At 70.1% G+C, this 18131-nt stretch carries 17 protein-coding genes; 10 read left to right on the top strand and 7 right to left on the bottom strand.

Annotated elements, in window-relative coordinates; all coding sequences use genetic code 11:
• Positions 1-26 precede the first annotated feature (26 nt).
• Complete coding sequence (locus MQE23_RS41045) at positions 27-1187, bottom strand: ROK family transcriptional regulator (protein WP_243381847.1); 1161 nt, start codon at positions 1185-1187, stop codon at positions 27-29.
• 171 nt (positions 1188-1358) lie between these two features.
• On the opposite strand from MQE23_RS41045, the gene MQE23_RS41040 reads away from it, so the two are divergent.
• From MQE23_RS41040 to MQE23_RS41025, 4 genes are read left to right on the top strand one after another with little or no spacing between them, the layout of a single operon-like run.
• A complete protein-coding gene (locus MQE23_RS41040) occupies positions 1359-2324 on the top strand; it encodes a sugar ABC transporter permease (protein ID WP_037667953.1) in 966 nt (321 codons plus the stop codon).
• Between the two features lie 18 nt (positions 2325-2342).
• Positions 2343-3266, top strand: coding sequence for a carbohydrate ABC transporter permease (locus tag MQE23_RS41035; protein WP_243381845.1), 924 nt, complete (start codon positions 2343-2345; stop codon positions 3264-3266).
• Positions 3267-3276: 10 nt separating this feature from the next.
• On the top strand, positions 3277-4626 hold the full coding sequence (locus MQE23_RS41030) for a sugar ABC transporter substrate-binding protein (protein WP_037667952.1): 1350 nt from the start codon (positions 3277-3279) through the stop codon (positions 4624-4626).
• 31 nt (positions 4627-4657) lie between these two features.
• Complete coding sequence (locus MQE23_RS41025) at positions 4658-5857, top strand: Gfo/Idh/MocA family oxidoreductase (protein ID WP_243381844.1); 1200 nt, start codon at positions 4658-4660, stop codon at positions 5855-5857.
• A 27-nt stretch (positions 5858-5884) separates the two neighbouring features.
• Here the strand turns inward: MQE23_RS41025 and MQE23_RS41020 are convergent, their stop codons facing one another.
• From MQE23_RS41020 to MQE23_RS41005, 4 genes are all read right to left on the bottom strand, one after another.
• Positions 5885-6580: a L,D-transpeptidase gene (locus MQE23_RS41020; protein WP_020271200.1), complete on the bottom strand. Its 696-nt coding sequence runs from the start codon at positions 6578-6580 to the stop codon at positions 5885-5887.
• A gap of 135 nt (positions 6581-6715) precedes the next feature.
• On the bottom strand, positions 6716-7630 hold the full coding sequence (locus MQE23_RS41015) for an SDR family oxidoreductase (protein WP_020271199.1): 915 nt from the start codon (positions 7628-7630) through the stop codon (positions 6716-6718).
• A gap of 90 nt (positions 7631-7720) precedes the next feature.
• Positions 7721-8350, bottom strand: a complete 630-nt coding sequence (locus tag MQE23_RS41010) for an MBL fold metallo-hydrolase (protein WP_243381843.1) — start codon at positions 8348-8350, stop codon at positions 7721-7723.
• Positions 8350-9435, bottom strand: a complete 1086-nt coding sequence (locus tag MQE23_RS41005) for an S-(hydroxymethyl)mycothiol dehydrogenase (RefSeq protein ID WP_243381841.1) — start codon at positions 9433-9435, stop codon at positions 8350-8352. Before MQE23_RS41005 ends, MQE23_RS41010 begins: the two co-directional genes overlap by 1 nt.
• A 182-nt stretch (positions 9436-9617) precedes the next feature.
• Here MQE23_RS41005 and MQE23_RS41000 point away from each other — a divergent pair, with 182 nt between their 5' ends.
• From MQE23_RS41000 to gap, 4 genes are all read left to right on the top strand, one after another.
• On the top strand, positions 9618-11372 hold the full coding sequence (locus MQE23_RS41000) for an ABC transporter ATP-binding protein (RefSeq protein ID WP_020271195.1): 1755 nt from the start codon (positions 9618-9620) through the stop codon (positions 11370-11372).
• A 157-nt stretch (positions 11373-11529) separates the two neighbouring features.
• Positions 11530-11892 carry a nuclear transport factor 2 family protein gene (locus MQE23_RS40995; RefSeq protein ID WP_020271194.1) on the top strand — a complete coding sequence of 121 codons (363 nt, stop codon included), beginning with the start codon at positions 11530-11532 and terminating at the stop codon, positions 11890-11892.
• A 31-nt stretch (positions 11893-11923) separates the two neighbouring features.
• Entirely contained in the window at positions 11924-12880 is a 957-nt protein-coding gene (locus MQE23_RS40990; RefSeq protein WP_243381840.1) for a helix-turn-helix domain-containing protein, read from the top strand.
• Between the two features lie 138 nt (positions 12881-13018).
• Entirely contained in the window at positions 13019-14020 is a 1002-nt protein-coding gene (gene gap / locus MQE23_RS40985; protein ID WP_020271192.1) for a type I glyceraldehyde-3-phosphate dehydrogenase, read from the top strand.
• Positions 14021-14100: 80 nt separating this feature from the next.
• Here the strand turns inward: gap and MQE23_RS40980 are convergent, their stop codons facing one another.
• On the bottom strand, positions 14101-15099 hold the full coding sequence (locus MQE23_RS40980) for a CU044_5270 family protein (RefSeq protein WP_243381838.1): 999 nt from the start codon (positions 15097-15099) through the stop codon (positions 14101-14103).
• Positions 15100-15501: 402 nt separating this feature from the next.
• A complete protein-coding gene (locus MQE23_RS40975) occupies positions 15502-16062 on the bottom strand; it encodes a sigma-70 family RNA polymerase sigma factor (RefSeq protein ID WP_020271190.1) in 561 nt (186 codons plus the stop codon).
• Between the two features lie 106 nt (positions 16063-16168).
• On the opposite strand from MQE23_RS40975, the gene ctaD reads away from it, so the two are divergent.
• Together ctaD and MQE23_RS40965 are read left to right on the top strand one after the other, a co-directional pair.
• Entirely contained in the window at positions 16169-17776 is a 1608-nt protein-coding gene (gene ctaD, locus MQE23_RS40970) for a cytochrome c oxidase subunit I (protein WP_243381837.1), read from the top strand.
• Entirely contained in the window at positions 17773-18129 is a 357-nt protein-coding gene (locus MQE23_RS40965) for a hypothetical protein (RefSeq protein ID WP_020272086.1), read from the top strand. Before ctaD ends, MQE23_RS40965 begins: the two co-directional genes overlap by 4 nt.
• Positions 18130-18131: the final 2 nt, after the last annotated feature.

Below are 18131 nucleotides of genomic sequence, written 5' to 3'. Positions count from 1 at the left end.
CCATCTCCCAGTAAACGTGAGCCTGTTCACGCTTCGGCCGATCCCAGCACCAGCACCTTGATGGCCAGCACGGCCGCGCCGCGCGCCCAGTCGTGAAAATCGGACACCTTCGTCTCCAGTTCGACCGGGGCGGCCAGGGGGTGCCGGTTGTCGCGGACGGTGTCCTCGACCGTCTTGCCGGCCACGTCCATCAGCCCGACCCCCTCCCCCGCGAGCAGGATCTTCTGCGGCATCACGAAGTTGGAGATCTGCGCGACGAGCGTGCCCAGCGCCCGGGCCGCCTCGTCGACGACCCGGGCGGGCATCGGGTCCCCGGCGGCGGCCGCCGCGAGGATCTCCTCGTAGGTCCGGTCGCGGCCGGTGGCGGCCTGGACCTGGTAGCGGATGTTGGGGATGGTCAGCAGCGAGACGGCGCTGCCGCGCCGGCCGTCCGGGGTGAGCGGGCCGTTGGGGTCGACGATCCAGTGCCGTCCGAAGCCGCGGTCCTCCTCGGCGTAGGCCACCCGCTCGCCGCCCAGGACGAGCCCGTAGCCGATGCCGGCGCCGATGGTGAGGACGACGAAGCGGTCCAGGCCGCGTCCGGCGCCGAACCAGGTCTCGGCCTCGACCAGGGCGGCGACGTCATTCTCGACGACCACGGGCAGCCCGGTGCGCTCCTCGACGAGTTCGGCCAGGGGGACGTCCCGCCACAGCAGGAAGGGGGACTCGCCGACGACGGCGCGGTCCTGGACGAAACCGCCGACTCCGATGCCGATCCCGGCGAGCCGGGGGTGGTCGCGGAGCAGCTCGGCGGTCATCCCCCCGAGCACGTCGGCGACTTCGGCGGGGTCGTGGGTGGTGAGCGGACGGTCGTGGCGGGCGACGATGTCGCTTCTGAGCGTGGTGACGACCCCGTAGACCATGTCCTCGGTGATCTTGAAGCCGAGGAAGGACCAGGAGTCGGCGACGACGTCCAGCGGTGTCGAGGGGCGGCCCTGGCGCGCCTCGGCCGGCACGCCCGCCTCGGCCACCTCGACCAGCAGGCCGGACTCGATCAGCGGTTTGGTCAGCCGGGTGAGGCTGCCGGCCGACAGTCCCAGCCTGCGGGCGAGTTCGGTACGCGACAGCGGGCCGTGCACGAGCACCTCGATCGCCACCGAGCGCTCCCCCGGGCTCAGCGGCGGCCAGCTGGCGATGCCTGCGGTCATGTCGGTGCGACTCCCCTCGCCCTTTTCTTTCGCACTGAAACCAACATGACCACTCTAAGGCGATGATGGTTCCTGCGAAAAGATGTTTGCACCCCTCTTGACGCGGCAATTGTTTCGCGCCAAAAGTAAGTCCCGCCAGAGGACGAGCCGCCGCAGCGAGGGAGTCTCCCGATGACCATCGCCTCCAGCAGCCCTCCGTCGCGTCTGCCCGTGGGCGGCGCGGCGGAGGCCCACAGCAAGCCCAGGACACGACGGACCGAGACGGGCGAGAACCGGGGTGACGGACGGCTGGCCGCGCTCTTCATCGCGCCGGCGCTGCTCGGCTTCGTCGTCTTCCTGCTCTGGCCGACGCTCCGGGGCATCTACCTGAGCTTCACCCGCTTCAACCTGCTGACGCCGGCCGAGTGGGTGGGCCTGGACAACTACGTCCGCATGGTCAACGACCCCATCTTCTGGGACTCGTTGACGGTCACCGTCGAGTACGTCGTCATCAACATCGGTGTGCAGACGGTCGCGGCGCTCGCCATCGCCGTCCTCCTCCAGCGGCTGACCCAGTCGGCGATGCTGCGCGGCATCGTGCTCACGCCGTACCTGATGTCGAACGTCGTCGCCGGCCTCGTCTGGCTCTGGATCCTCGACACCCAGCTCGGCATCGGCAACGAGATCATCAGCGCCGTGGGCGTCGAACGCATCCCGTTCCTCGCCGACGAGACCTGGGCGATCCCGACGATCGCGCTCATCAACGTGTGGCGGCACGTCGGGTACACCGCGCTGCTGCTGTTCGCCGGTCTCCAGGCGATCCCGGGCGACATGTACGAGGCGGCCCGGGTGGACGGCGCGAGCGAGTGGCGGATGTTCTGGCGGATCACCATGCCGCTGCTGCGGCCGGTGCTCGCGGTCGTGCTGATCATGACGGTGATCGGTTCGTTCCAGGTGTTCGACACCGTGGCCGTGACCACCGCGGGCGGTCCGGCGAACGCGACCAACGTGCTCCAGTACTACATCTACGGCTCCGCCTTCGGGCGCTTCCAGTTCGGCTACGCCTCGGCCATGTCCGTCGCCCTGCTGGTCGTGCTGAGCGCGATCACCGTCCTCCAGTACCGGCTCACCCGGGCCGGCCGGACCGACCTCGGCTGACGGAAAGGAGACACCGGTATGGCTGCCGTGACGGCAACGACGTCGACGACCCTGCGACCGGTCCGGCGCAGGTTCCCCTTCGGGCGGGCCGCCGCCTGGACCGTGATGGGGCTGATCGTCCTCATCACCCTGCTGCCGTTCTACTGGATCCTGCGCACCGCGCTGTCCACGAACGCGGGGCTCAACGCCGATCCGACCAACCCCCTGCCCGTGGACCTCACCACGAGCGGCTTCGAACGGGCCCTCGGCATGCAGTCGGCCGAGGAGGCCGTCAAACAGGGTGGTGCCGGCGGCGGGCTCGACTTCTGGCGCTATCTGCTCAACTCCGTGCTGGTATCGACCCTGATCACCGGCTGTCAGCTCTTCTTCTCCGCGATGGCCGCGTACGCCTTCTCACGGCTGCGCTGGCGCGGGAGGGACAAGGTGTTCGGCCTGTTCCTGGCCGGGATGATGGTGCCCACCATCTTCACCCTGCTGCCGAACTTCGTGCTCATCAAGCAACTGCACCTGGTGGACTCGCTCCTCGGCATAGCGCTGCCCACCATGTTCATGACCCCGTTCGCGGTGTTCTTCCTGCGGCAGTTCTTCATGAACATCCCTCAGGAGGTCGAGGAAGCCGCGCTGCTGGACGGCGCCGGGAAGATCAAGATCTTCTTCCGGGTGGTGCTGCCGATGGCGTCCACGCCGATCGTCACGCTGGGTGTGCTGACGTACATCACCTCCTGGAACGACTACTTCTGGCCGCTGATGGTCTCCTACAGCGACAGCTCGCGGGTGCTGACCGTGGCGCTGGCGATCTTCCGGGCGCAGACCCCGGCGACCGGCGTCGACTGGTCCGGGCTCATGGCGGCGACGCTGATCGCCGCGCTGCCGATGCTGGTGCTGTTCGCCTGCTTCGCGCGCCGCATCGTCAGCTCCATCGGCTTCACCGGGATCAAGTAAGGGGACTGTGATGCGAATTCGTCTGCGTACGCTCGTCGCGGCGTCCGGAGCGCTGGCGCTGTCCCTGGTCAGCGGATGCGCGCAGGGAGGGGCCGCCGGATCCTCCGCGCACACGGTCACGTACTGGCTGTGGGACGCCAACCAGCTGCCCGCCTACCAGGCCTGCGCCAAGGGGTTCGAGAAGGAGAACCCCGGACTGAACGTCAAGATCACCCAGTTGGGCTGGAGCGACTACTGGACCAAGCTCACCGCCGGGTTCATCGCCGGCACCCAGCCGGACGTGTTCACCGACCACATCCAGAACTTCGGCCAGTACGCCGACCTGAAGGTCCTCGAACCGCTCGACGACCTCGGCATCGAGAACTCCGACTACCAGCCGGGCCTCGCCGCCAACTGGATCGGGAAGGACGGCCACCGCTACGGCGCCCCGAAGGACTGGGACACCGTCGCGCTGTTCTACAACTCGAAGATGACGGAGGAAGCAGGGCTCACCGCCGAGCAGCTGAACAACCTCGCCTGGAACCCCAAGGACGGCGGCACCTTCGAGAAGGCCATCGCCCACCTCACGATCGACCGGAACGGCAAGCGGGGCGACGAGCCGGGCTTCGACAAGAACAACGTCAAGGTGTACGGCCTGGCCTCCAACGGCGGCGGGTTCGGCGACGGCCAGACCCAGTGGAGCAACTTCGCCGCCTCCGCCGGGTGGAGCTACCTGGACAAGCCACGCTGGGGCACGAAGTACCAGTACGACAGCAAGACCTTCCAGTCGGTCGTCCAGTGGTACTTCGGTCTGGCGAAGAAGGGCTACATGCCGCCGCTGTCCGACTACAACGTCCAGTCCAACCAGGCGAACACCCAGGTCGCGGCGGGCAAGGCCGCCACCGCCTTCGACGGGGCCTGGATGATCTCCACGTACGCGGGCTTCAAGGGCCGGGACATCAAGACCGCCCTGACGCCGGTCGGCCCGACCGGCAAGCGCGCCACGATGATGAACGGGCTCGCCGACTCCGTCACCAAGGCCTCCAAGAACAAGGCGGGCGCCAAGAAGTGGGTGAAGTACCTGGCCTCGGACGAGTGCCAGAAGGTCGTCGGCCGTTACGGCGTGGTCTTCCCCGCGACGAAGGCCGGGACCGAGGCCGCCGTCGCCGCGTACCGGAAGAAGGGCATCGACGTCTCGTCGTTCACGAAGCCCGTGGCCGACAAGGAGAACTTCCGGACCTTCTCCTACCCGATCGCCAGCTATTCGGCGGACATGACGGCGCTCATGTCACCGGCGATGGAGGACATCTACGGCAACGGCAAGCCGGTCAGCAGCCTCGACGAGACCAACGAACAGATCAACCTGATCCTCTCGCAGTGATCACCACCGACCTAAGAAGGGCACGCCTTACATGACGTTCTCCATCGGCATCGTCGGCGCCGGACAGTTCTCGGGCCAGTTCGCCACGCTGTTCCAGGCCCATCCCGGCGTCAGCGCCGTCTACGTCACCGACCTGCTGCCCGAGAGGGCCGAACAACTCGCCGCCGCGCAGGGCCTCGCCGGCACCTTCCCGTCGTACCAGGCCATGCTGGAGTCGGAGGACGTCGACGCCGTCGCGATCTTCACCCAGCGGTGGACGCACGGGCCGCTGGTGATCCAGGGTCTCAACGCCGGCAAGCACGTGTACTCCGCGGTCCCCATGGCGATCAGCACGGAGGAGATCGCGGCGATCATCGACGCCGTCAAGGCCACCGGGCTGACGTACATGATGGGCGAGACCAGCGAGTACAACCCGGCGACGGTCCACGCCCGCAACCAGATCGCCGAGGGCGCCTTCGGGCGGCTGTTCTACGCCGAGGGCGACTACGTCCACGACATGGACCTCGGGTTCTACGAGGCATACCAGTACAGCGGCGGCGAGAACTGGAAGGCCACCGCCAGCTATCCCCCACTGCTGTACCCGACGCACGCGGTCGGCGGGGTGCTGGGCGCCTGGCGGACGCACGCGGTCAGCGTGTCCGCGATCGGTGTCGTCGACGACCGCGGCGACGGCGTCTTCGACAAGGAGATCAGCCAGTTCGGCAACGACTTCTCCAACGCCACGGCGCTGTTCGAGGTGGCGGGCGGCGGCTCGTTCCGGACGAACGAGTTCCGGCGGGTCGGCTACCCCTCGCACATACGGGAGTCGCGCTTCCGCTTCTTCGGGACCGAGGCGAGCATGGAGCAGCTCGCCACGGTCGCCCTGTGGCAGGACAAACAGGGCGTGAAGGACATCAGCGAACTGCTGGAGCCCAAGCCCACCATGGCGCCCGACGACCCGTCGCTGCAGCACATCGCGCCGGAGCTGCGGGCCGCGTTCACCTCCGGATCGGCTCCCGTGCACGACCGTGCGCGGCTGCCGAGGGAGTTCGACAATCTCCACAACGGCCACGAGGGCAGCCACCACTTCCTGGTGGACGACTTCGTGACCGCCGTCAACACGCGCACCCTGCCGTCGGTGAACGCGTGGGTGGCCGCCCGCTACACCCTGCCGGGCATCATCGCGCACGAGTCCGCGCGGCAGGGTGGAGTACGGCTGGACATCCCGGACTTCGGGGACGCACCGCAGTAAGGGGCCGGTCCGAGCCGGGTGCCTGGATCAGGTGCCCGGCTTGCGGCCGTACACGAAGACGTCGTCGTTCTTCTTCAGCAGCGACCAGTACTTCTTCGCGTCGGTCTTGGTCATGTTGACGCAGCCGTGCGAGCCCGGCGGGTTCCACATGCTGACGCCGACCGAGTGGAAGGCCTGGCCGCCGTCGAAGAACTGGGCGTAGGGCATCGGCACGTCGTAGATGGACGAGACGTGGTCGATGTTGCGCCAGTAGATCTTCTTCAGGCCGGTGCGGGTCTCGTAGCCGTTGCGGCCGGTGCGGACGGGGACGGGGCCGTAGACGAGCTTCTTGCCGTCCTGGATCCAGCTCAGCTGGAGGCTCAGGTTCACACAGGCGATCCGGCCCTTGTTCACCGGGCACTTGCCGTCCTTGTTGGGGTTCTTCCCGACGGCCTTCTGCTTCTGCATCAGGTCCATCACGCCCCAGGTGACGGGCCCGGCGTAGCCGGCGTTCGGGGAGATGCCGTGCTTGGTCTGGAAGGCCTGGATCGCCTTGCAGTCGGCGGCGGACTGCTTGCCGTCGACCGGGCGGCCCAGGAACTTCTCGACCTGCTTCTGGTACGGCCCGGTCTGCGTGGTGCAGCTCGCGGCCGCGGCCGGACTGGCACCGAGTGCGAGTGTGAGCGGTGCCACCAGCGCGGTGATCCCGAGTGCGACGGCGCCCCGTCTGCGTACGTCCCCCATGGTTGGTCATGCCCTTTCGGAAGTGGTCACATGGTCTGCGATCCCTGCCAGCTAGACGGGCGTGCGGGGCGTTCGGTTGTGCGGTGTTCCAGCCTGCGACGAAACGGTGACATACCTCACCACTCGGCCGGCTTCTCACCGGTAGCCGGTCGTGTCGGCCGGCTTGCCCGCGTCCTGCACCTCGACGAGGTAGCGCCAGGCGTCCGGGCGGCTGCCGTCGAGGTCGGTGAAGCCGTACTCCTGGGCGAGGCCGCCGCTGGAGAGGGAGCGGCCGTTCCAGCGCGCCACGTCCGGGTCGGCGGCGAGCGCCGCGACGGCCCGCCCCACGTAGCGCGGGGTCTCCGAGATGGCGAAGTGGGGGACGCGCTCCAGTGCGTCGCGCCAGTTGTCCTCGCGTACCCCGTAGGTCTCCAGCATGATCTCCGAGCGCAGCCAGCCGGGGGTGAGGGCGACGGCGGTGGCGCCGCGCGGGCCGAGTTCGTGGGCGAGGGCGAAGGCCATGCGCAGGACGGACGCCTTGGCGAGGTCGTAGAAGAAGTTCACGCGGTAGTGGTCGCCGTTGTAGTCGGCGGTTCCGTCGGTGACCTCGACGACCAGGCCGCCGGGGTTGCGCAGCAGCAGGGGCAGGGCGTGGTGGCTGGTGATGGCGTGCGTCTCGACCGCGAGTCTGAGCAGGCGCAGGCCGTTGTCGAGGTCGTGCTCCCAGAGCCGGCTCTCCCACTCGAAGAGCTTCTCGCCGCCCCAGATGTCGTTGACCAGGACGTCGAGGCGGCCCTGTTCGTCGGCGATGCGGTCGACGAGGGCGCGGACCTGCGCCGGGTCGAGGTGGTCGGTGGGTACGGCGATGCCCTGCCCGCCGGCCTCGGTGACCAGGTCGGCGGTGTCCTCGATGGTCTCGGGCCGGTCGTACTCCGAGCGGCGGGCGCGGGTGCTGCGGCCGGTGACGTAGACGGTGGCGCCTGCCGCTCCGAGTTCCACCGCCATGCCCCGTCCCGCGCCCCGGGTCGCTCCGGCGACCAGTGCGACCTTGCCCTTCAGTGGAGCTGACATGTCCGACCTCCCGTGACCGTGGCTGCTTGTCGCTTCCAGGGTGACGGGTAAGCCCGACATCTTCTGTCGCCTTTTACGGGCGACACGCGGTCAGTGGCCGCGGGCGATCCACTCCTGGAGGTGGGGGGCCTCCGCCCCGATGGTCGTGGAGTCTCCGTGGCCGGTGAGGACCTTCGTCTCGGGCGGCAGCGTGAGGAGGCGGTCGCGGATCGAGTCGATGATCGTCGGGAAGTGCGAGAAGGACCGGCCGGTGGCGCCGGGGCCGCCCTGGAAGAGGGTGTCGCCGGTGAAGACGGTGGCGAGCCCGGGGTCGTACAGGCACACCGCGCCGGGCGCGTGCCCCGGGGTGTGCAGGACGCGCAGGTCGGCGCCGCCGGCCTCGATCACCTGGCCGTCGACCAGCCAGGCGTCGGGCTCGCGGTCCGGGTGGGTCTGCTTCCACAGCGGCAGGTCGTCGTGGTGCAGCCAGATGGTGGCCCCGGTGCGCTCGGCGAGGGCGGGGGCGGCGTCGATGTGGTCGTTGTGGGCGTGGGTGCACACGATGGCCGCGAGCCGGCGGTCCCCGACAGCCGCGGCGATGGCGTCGGCGTCGTGCGCGGCGTCGATGACGATCGCCTCGTGGTCGTCGCCGACGATCCAGACGTTGTTGTCGACGTCCCAGGTGCCGCCGTCGAGGCTGAACTGCCCGGAGGTGACGAGGTGTTCGACGCGCGGGGCCATCACAGCACCACCACCGAGCGCAGCACGTCGCCGTGGTGCATCCGCTCGAACGCCTTCTCCACCTCGTCGAGCTGGATGGTCTCGGTGACGAACGCCCCGAGGTCCAGGCGTCCTTGCAGGTGCAGGTCGATCAGCATGGGGAAGTCGCGGGAGGGCAGGCAGTCGCCGTACCACGACGACTTCAGCGCCCCGCCCCGGCCGAACACGTCCAGCAGCGGCAGTTCGAGTTTCATCTCGGGGGTGGGCACGCCGACCAGGACGACCGTGCCGGCGAGGTCGCGGGCGTAGAAGGCCTGCTTGTACGTCTCCGGGCGGCCGACGGCCTCGATGACGACGTCGGCGCCGAAGCCGCCGGTGAGTTCGCGGATCGCCTCGACCGGGTCGGTCTCGCGGGAGTTGACGGTGTGGGTGGCGCCCATGGTCCGGGCGGTCTCCAGCTTGCGGTCGTCGATGTCGACGGCGATGATCTTCGCTGCTCCGGCCAGGTGCGAGCCGGCGATGGCGGCGTCGCCGACGCCTCCGCAGCCGATGACGGCGACCGTGTCGCCCCGGCCGACGTTCCCGGTGTTGATCGCGGCGCCGATGCCGGCCATGACGCCGCAGCCGAGCAGCCCGGCCACCTGCGGGGCGACGGTCGGGTCGACCTTGGTGCACTGCCCGGCCGCGACGAGGGTCTTCTCGGCGAAGGCACCGATGCCGAGGGCAGGGGACAGCTCGGTACCGTCGCTCAGGGTCATCTTCTGCCCGGCGTTGTGGGTGTCGAAGCAGTACCAGGGCCGCCCGCGTAGACAGGCGCGGCATTTCCCGCACACGGCACGCCAGTTGAGGATCACGAAGTCACCGGGTTCGACGTCGGTGACGCCGTCGCCGACCGCCTCGACCACGCCCGCGGCCTCGTGGCCGAGCAGGAAGGGGAAGTCGTCGCTGATGCCGCCCTGCTTGTAGTGCAGATCGGTGTGGCACACCCCGCAGGCCTGGACGCGCACCACCGCCTCCCCCGGGCCGGGATCGGGCACGACGATGGTCTCGATCCGTACCGGCTCGTCCTTGCCCGGTGCGATCACACCGCGTACTTCCTGCGCCATGCTGACTCCTTCGTCGGCCCGGATGCCTTCCTTTCCGACCCTACGCGCGACTGATCGGTAAGGGATGAGGATCGGCCACCCGCGGCGCCGTATCCCCAGCTCACACGGTGCCCGAAAAGGCGGGGCACCGCCCCTGGCGGGCCCCGTAACCTGACAGCTCCGCCCGACGCCGAAGGAGCGACGTGAGCATCGCAGAGACCGAGACCGGGACACCCGCCTGGCGGCTGCTCCTCGGATACGTACGGCCGCACCGCCGTTCCCTGTTCGCCGGTGCCGTGCTCTCGCTGGTCACCGGGGCGACCGGGCTGATGCTGCCGCTCGTGGCGCGGGGCCTGATCGACGATCTGGCGCACGACAGGGCGATCACCGGCGCGCTGCTGGCGATGTCGGCCCTGGTCGTGACCAACGCGGCGGTCGGCGCGCTGGGTTCGTACGTGTTGCAGCGCACCGCCGAGTCGGTGGTGCTCGGCGCGCGGCGCGCCCTGTCGTCGTATCTGCTGAGGCTGCGGATCACGGCCGTGGACCGCAGCGAACCCGGCGACCTGATGGCCCGCATCACCTCGGACACCACCCTGCTGCGTGCGGTCACCACCGACTCGCTGGTCGGGCTGGGCACGGGCGGACTCACGCTCGTCGCGACGGTGGTGATGATGGGCCTCGTGGAGCCCGTGCTGCTGGGCGTCACCCTGGCCGTGATCGTGGGCGCGGGCGTGATCCTCGGCGTGATCGTGCCGCGTATCAACAAGGCGAGCCGGCAGGCGCAGGACGCGGTGGGTGTCATGGGTGCCTCGCTGGAGCGGATCCTCGGCGCCCTGCGCACCGTGAAGGCGTCCGGTGCCGAGCACCGGGAGGAACGCACGCTGCACGAGGCGGCGCAGGAGTCGTGGCGGCAGAGCGTGCGGGCCGCCAAGTGGTCGGCGGCCGCGGGCAACACGGCGGGGCTCGCCATGCAGATCGCCTTCATCACGGTGCTCGCGGTGGGCGGCGCGCGCGTGGCGACCGGCGCGATCGACGTGGGCACGCTGGTCGCGTTCCTGCTGTTCGTCTTCTACCTGATGTCGCCGATACAGCAGGTCGTCGGCGCCGTCACGCAGTACCAGACGGGCGCCGCGGCCCTCACCCGCATCCAGGAGGCGCTGCGGCTGCCCGCCGAGCCGACGACCGCGTCCGCCCCGCTCCCCTCCCCCGGCGCGCGGCCCGCCGCCCTCGCCTTCGACGACGTCCGCTTCCGCTACGCCGACGATCTGCCGTACGTCCACCACGGCGTGACCTTCGCCGTACCCGCGCAGGGCATGACGGCGTTCGTGGGCCCGTCCGGCGCCGGCAAGACCACCGTCTTCTCGCTGATCGAGCGGTTCTACGAGCCGGATTCCGGGGTGATCACGCTCGACGGACGCGACCTCGCCGACTGGGAGCTGACGCAACTGCGCGCCGCGATCGGCTACGTGGAGCAGGACGCGCCGGTCCTGTCGGGCTCCCTGCGCGACAACCTGCTGCTGGGCAACCCGGAGGCGGACGACGACGCCCTCGCGCGGGTTTTGAAGACGACCCGTCTCGACGGTCTGGTCTCCCGGCTGCCCGCCGGCCTCGACACGCTCGTCGGGCATCGTGGCACCAAGCTGTCGGGCGGCGAGCGCCAGCGGGTCGCCATCGCCCGGGCGCTGCTGCGCCACCCCCGGCTGCTCCTGCTCGACGAGGCGACCTCGCAGTTGGACGCGGTCAACGAGGCGGCGCTGCGCGACACCGTCGCGGCCGTGGCCCGTACGACCACGGTCCTCGTGGTGGCGCACCGGCTGTCCACGGTGACGATGGCCGACCGGATCGTGGTGATGGACGCGGGCCGGGTCCGGGCGGTCGGCACGCACCGTGAGCTCGTGACCGCCGACCCGCTCTACGCCGAGCTGGCCGCGACGCAGTTCCTGGCCGCGGAGGACTGAGACTGCGGGCGGGGACACGGGCGGGCGGTTCCGCTCCCCTCTCAGGCTCAGTGGTCCGGCTCCGTTTGCCGAGCCCGCCGGACGGGAGGAGCCTCGACAGGAGGGACCCCTCGCGGCCCGCTTCCGACCGGGTCGCGGCCCTTCGAAGGAGGTCATCATGGGAACCGCGGCAGACCCCGCCTTCGACAGAGAGACCCTGCGCCAGGGTGTCGAACAGAGCCCGGACATTCTGCTCTCGCTCTACGCGGACGACGCGGAGTTCCGCATCGTCGACCACACGACCCAGCCCAGCCACCCCAAGGTCCTGCACGGCCGGGACGAGATCAGCCGGATGCTGGAGGACGTCTACAGCCGCGACATGACGCACAAGCTGGAGCGCTGCGTCATCCAGGGCGACGAGGCCGCCTACAGCGAGAGCTGCGAGTACGCGGACGGTGTGCGCGTCCTGTCCGAGTCCATGCTGTCGCTGCGGGACGGCAAGATCACCGAGCAGACCCTGGTCCAGGCCTGGGACGAGTAGGAGCAGGAGGAGATCAACGTAACCTCTTCCTGTGCCAGCCTCCCGCCTGCATCGCGTCGCCGTCCTTGTGCTCGAGGGTGCGAAGCCGCTCGATGTCGGAATTCCCGCGCAGGTCTTCACGACCCGCGCGAGCATGCCGTACGAGGTGCGGGTGTGCGGGGCGACACCCGGTCTCGTGACCGGCGGCGACGGCCTCGCGTACTACGTCGCCGACGGCCTCGACGCGCTGGCGTGGGCCGACATCGTCTTCGTCCCCGGCTACCGGTTCCCGGACCGCGACGACCCGCCTCAGGCCGTCGTCGAGGCACTGATCGCCGCCCATGACCGGGGCGCCCGGCTCGCCGCCATCTCGACGGGTGCCTTCGCGCTCGCCGCCACGGGCCTGCTCGACGGCAGGCGTGCCACGACGCACTGGCACTACACGCGGGCCCTCATGGCCAGGCATCCGCTCGTCCGGGTCGACGAGAACGTGCTGTTCGTCGACGAGGGCAGCGTGCTCACCTCGGCCGGCGCCGCCTCCGGCATCGACCTGTGCCTGCACATCCTGCGCGGCGACCTCGGAGTGGCCGCGTCCAACCACGCGGCCCGGCGTCTGGTCGCCGCCCCCTACCGCAGCGGCGGCCAGGCCCAGTACGTGCCGCGCAGCGTCCCCGAGCCGCTCGGCGAGCGGTTCGCCGCCACCCGCGAGTGGGCGCTGCACCGGCTCGGCGAGCCCCTCACCCTCGACGTACTGGCGCGGCAGGCGGGGGTCTCGCCGCGCACGTTCTCCCGGCGCTTCGTCGAGGAGACCGGCTACACGCCGATGCAGTGGGTGATGCGCGCCCGCATCGACCTGGCCCGCGAACTGCTGGAGCGCTCGCAGCTCAGTGTCGAACAGATCGCCACCGACGTCGGGCTCGGCACCGGTGCGAACCTGCGCCTGCACTTCCAGCGCATCCTCGGCACCACACCGAGTGAGTACCGGCGGACCTTCACCCGGGGTGAGTGACCCGCCCGGCACCGTGTGACGGGGTGTGGCGGTCGTGTGGCGGGCTGTGGCGGGATCCTTTTGAACCGTGGCGATTCCGCCACTGTCAGCGGCGCCGGCCGCGGGCGAGCCTGGTGGGGAAGGGAAGGGACATCACACATGACTCGCATCGCCATCAATGGGTTCGGCCGCATCGGACGCAATGTGCTGCGCGCACTGCTGGAGCGCGACAGCGCCCTCGAGGTCGTCGCCGTCAACGACCTGACGGAGCCCGCCACTCTCGCCCGGCTGCTCGCCTACGACAGCACGGCCGGCCGGCTCGGGCGCCCGGTGACCGCCGACGGGGACGCCCTCGTCGTCGACGGCCGCCGGATCACGGTGCTGGCCGAGCGCGAACCGGCGCAGCTGCCGTGGGCCGAACTCGGCGTCGACATCGTCCTGGAGGCCACCGGCCGCTTCACCTCGGCCAAGGCCGCCCGGGCCCACCTCGACGCGGGCGCGAAGAAGGTCCTCGTCAGCGCGCCGTCGGACGGCGCCGACGTCACGCTCGCGTTCGGGGTCAACACCGACGCCTACGACCCGGACCTGCACACGATCGTCTCGAACGCCTCCTGCACCACCAACGCACTCGCGCCGCTGGCCGCGGTCCTCGATGAACTCGCCGGTATCGAGCACGGGTTCATGACGACGGTGCACGCCTACACGCAGGAGCAGAACCTGCAGGACGGTCCGCACCGCGACGCCCGTCGCGCCCGGGCCGCAGGCGTCAACATCGTGCCGACCACGACCGGCGCCGCCAAGGCGATCGGCCTGGTGCTGCCGAACCTCGAAGGCAAGCTGTCGGGCGACTCGATCCGCGTGCCGGTGCCGGTGGGCTCGATCGTCGAACTCAACACGTCCGTCGCCCGCGACGTGACGCGCGACGACGTGCTGGCGGCATACCGCGCCGCGGCGCAGGGGCCGCTCGCCGGCATCCTCGAGTACTCGGACGACCCGCTCGTGTCGTCCGACATCACGGGCAATCCCGCCTCGTCGATCTTCGACTCGGCCCTCACCCGCGTCGACGGCCGCCACGTCAAGGTGGTCGCCTGGTACGACAACGAGTGGGGCTTCTCGAACCGCGTGATCGACACGCTCGAGTTCCTCGCCACCCCCTCGTAGGCAGTCACGGCTCGTCGGCCTGACAGAGCCCGGGTCACCGCCGGCCCGATGGCCATCGCGACGCTGCCGCCCGGGTGTGATCAGCGCATCCATGCGCTGTACGACATGACGTCGCCCTTCTTGACGCCGTACTCGGGTTCGGCGGTGGAGAAGGTCGTCTCCAGGCCGAGGACGGCACCGGTGACCGGGTCCATGATCAGCATGTGGTGGGCGCCGGGGCCGTCGTACACGTACGCCTGACCGCGTCGCCCGAGGCGGTCGGTCACCTGGCCGACGGGCCGCAGCCCCTCGGCGCCGGCAAGGAGACGGGCCAGGGCCGCGGTCTCCCGGGCGCCGAGGGTCCAGTGGTCGAGCAGCACCTTGACGGCGTCCAGCAGCTGCGGCGTGGTCAGCGGAGTGTCCGTGTACTGAGCCTCCGTCAGATAGGCGCGCAGCCGGGCGGGGTCGTGCGGCGGCGGGGACTGGGGCGGGGCGTCGCTCCAGCTCGGCGGATAGGTCTGGTCGCTGAGGACGTGCCCGTCGTCGACGAGGTGCGGCTCGCCGCCCGCGCCGGAGAGGACGGGGCGACCCGGGTGTCTCGGGTCGGTCGCGACGACGAGCTCCGTGTGACTGCCGTCGGCCTGCCAGCGCACGATGCGCTCCTCGGGCAGGGTGATCGGGGCCTTGTCGTCCGACATGCCCATGCTCCAGGACTGCACGTGCGTGCCCTTGCGCAGACGGGGCGAGCCGTCGGCGGCGGCCTGTTCGGCGCGCTCGGCCAGCCGGCCCAGGGGCAGGGGTGTGGATCCGGTCTGCACGACCAGCGGTCGGGGTGCGGCGACCGCCGGTGTGGTGTTCGGGCCGCTCAGTACGAGGGTCAGCGCGAGGGCGGCGACGACGGCCGTGGCGACGAGCCCCCAGGCCGGCCGGGGCCGGCCGGAGCCGGGCAGCAGCCGGTCCCGCAGACGCCGGGAGGGCCGCTCACGCAGCAGCCGCTCCAGCCGGCGCTCGGCGCCGTGGTCCAGGGGGCCGTCGCCGAAGTGGGGGCCGTCGGACGGCACCGGGTTGGCACCGCGCAGCAGTTCGAGTTCGTCAGCCATGGCCGTGTTCCTTAGGGGCGTTCACGTGGGCGGCGGGCAGAGGGCGCGGGGCCCGAGTGCGGCGGCCGGCCGGGGGCGCGGTCAGGGCGCGTGCGACATGTCCGGACAGGGCGCGTGCGACACGGCCGGCCCCGGCCACGGCACCCACCGCACCCACGGCACCAACGGCACCAACGGCACCAACGGCACCAACGGCACCAACGGAGCCAACGGAGCCAACGGAGCAAGCAACCCCGGTCCCGGACAGCAGGCACGCGGCGCACTCAACCCCGGTCCCGGACAGCAGGCACGCGGCGCACTCAACCCCGGCCCCGGGCAGCGCACGCGCGTGCGATGCGCTGACAAGGCGTGCCGTCGGTGGGCAGTCATCCGTCGCGACGCCGGGCGCGGAGTGGACGTCGGTCATCGTCGTTCTCCCTCGCCCAGTGAGCGTCCCGTTCCCGCCATGCCCGCCATGCCCGCGGGACGCATCCCGTCGATCTCGGCTCTGAGGCGGCGGCGGGCCCGGTGCAGCCGCATCGCGGCGGCCCGCCTGCCGCAGCCGAGGGCGATCGCGACCTCGTCGATGCCGAGTTCCTCCCAGGCCGTCAGGCGCAGCACCTCCTGGTCGGCCGCGGACAGCCGCGCGAGTGCCTCGTGCACCCAGCCGCCGGGCGTGTCGGCTTCGGGGCCCGCCGCGATGTGCCGTCCGTGCGCCGTGTCTTCGTTGCCGAGCCGGTCGACGAGCCGGCGGCGGCGTCCGTGGCCGCGCACCGCGTTGGCCAGGCAGTTGCGTGCCACGCCGTACAGCCAGGGCAGCGGGGAGGAGGGCAGGTCGGCCCGGCGCCGCCAGGCGACCGTGAACACCTCCGCCACCACTTCTTCCACCTCGCCGGCCCGCCCGTCCAGTCGCCGCGCGACATAGCGGCTGACCGCCCAGTAGTGCTCGCGATAGGCAGCGGCGAAGATCTCGTCGTTGCTCATGTCCCGTTCGTGTCCGGCACCTTCCCGATCGTCACACCCGGTTCTCGTGATGCTCGTCGCGTCCATGAAGTGTGACGTCCGGGCGGGGCTCGGACACAGGCGGGGCATGAGGCACCTGAAGTGGCTGACCACCACGGATCACAAGACGATCGGCACGCTGTACCTGGCCACGTCGTTCGCGTTCTTCGTCATCGGCGGCGTGATGGCGCTGTTCATGCGCGCCGAGCTCGCCCGGCCCGGTCTGCAGATCATGTCGAACGAGCAGTTCAACCAGGCGTTCACGATGCACGGCACGATCATGCTGCTGATGTTCGCGACGCCGCTGTTCGCCGGCTTCGCGAACTGGATCATGCCGCTGCAGATCGGCGCGCCGGACGTGGCCTTCCCCCGGCTGAACATGTTCGCCTACTGGCTGTACCTGTTCGGCTCGCTCATCGCCGTCGGGGGCTTCCTCACGCCGCAGGGCGCGGCCGACTTCGGCTGGTTCGCCTACAGCCCGCTCTCGGACGCGGTCCGCTCCCCGGGCATCGGCGCCGACATGTGGATCATGGGTCTGGCCTTCTCCGGCTTCGGCACCATCCTCGGCTCGGTCAACTTCATCACCACGATCATCTGCATGCGCGCCCCGGGCATGACCATGTTCCGCATGCCGATCTTCACCTGGAACGTGCTGCTGACCGGTGTGCTGGTCCTGCTGGCCTTCCCGGTCCTGGCCGCGGCGCTGTTCGCCCTGGAGGCGGACCGCAAGTTCGGTGCGCACGTCTTCGACTCCGCCAACGGCGGCGCGTTGCTGTGGCAACACCTCTTCTGGTTCTTCGGCCATCCAGAGGTGTACATCATCGCGCTGCCGTTCTTCGGCATCATCTCCGAGGTCATTCCGGTCTTCTCCCGCAAGCCGATGTTCGGTTACACGGGTCTGATCGGCGCGACCATCGCGATCGCGGGTCTGTCCGTGACGGTGTGGGCGCACCACATGTACGTCACCGGCGGTGTGCTGCTGCCGTTCTTCTCCTTCATGACCTTCCTGATCGCGGTCCCGACCGGTGTGAAGTTCTTCAACTGGATCGGCACCATGTGGCGCGGAAGCCTCTCGTTCGAGACGCCCATGCTGTGGGCGACCGGCTTCCTGATCACGTTCGTGTTCGGCGGGCTCACGGGCGTGCTGCTCGCCTCGCCGCCCATCGACTTCCACGTCTCCGACTCGTACTTCGTGGTCGCGCACTTCCACTACGTCATCTTCGGGACGGTCGTGTTCGCGATGTTCTCCGGCTTCCACTTCTGGTGGCCGAAGTTCACCGGCAAGATGCTGGACGAGCGCCTCGGCAAGATCACTTTCTGGACGCTGTTCACCGGCTTCCACGGCACGTTCCTCGTCCAGCACTGGCTGGGCGCTCAGGGCATGCAGCGGCGGATTCCCGACTACCTGGCGGTGGAGGGCCTGACGACGCTGAACACGGTGTCGACGGTCAGCTCGTTCCTGCTCGGCATGTCGATGCTGCCGTTCTTCTACAACGTGTGGAAGACGGCGAAGTACGGCGAGCGGGTCACGGCCGACGACCCGTGGGGCTACGGCCGTTCCCTGGAGTGGGCGACCTCCTGCCCGCCGCCGCGGCACAACTTCATCACCCTGCCGCGGATCCGCAGTGAGTCCCCGGCGTTCGACCTGCACCATGCGGACGGCGCGGCGGCGGAGCGGGAACTGACGCTCCGATGACCGCGATGGAGGGTCTGCCCGCGGACGTGGACCTGCGGGCGTTCCACAACGACGTCGAGGGCCATCTGCTCGCCGCCGCCGCACACGAGGAGGCCCGCGCGGCCGCCGCGCGCTTCGCCGCCCGGCTCGACCGGCTGCCGGAAGCCCAACGGGAGGAGGTGGAGCGGCTGTTCGCGGCGGAGCACCTCGCCCTCGCCCGGGCCTCGTGGGAGCGGACGGCGCGGCGGGGACAGGAACTGCGGGGCGAGTACGAGGAGGTGTACCGCATGCTTCGCGCACGGCTGCTGGCCGGTCTGCTGCTGGGATGCGCGGTTCTGGTCGCGGTGACTCTCGTGGTGCTGGTGTCGCTGTAGCG

Source organism: Streptomyces sp. HP-A2021 (assembly GCF_022807935.1).
In the GTDB taxonomy this organism is placed as follows: Bacteria; Actinomycetota; Actinomycetes; order Streptomycetales; family Streptomycetaceae; genus Streptomyces; species Streptomyces afghaniensis.
The sequence above is the reverse complement of the archived record's forward strand: the minus strand, read 5'-3'. Positions and strand labels throughout refer to the sequence as shown.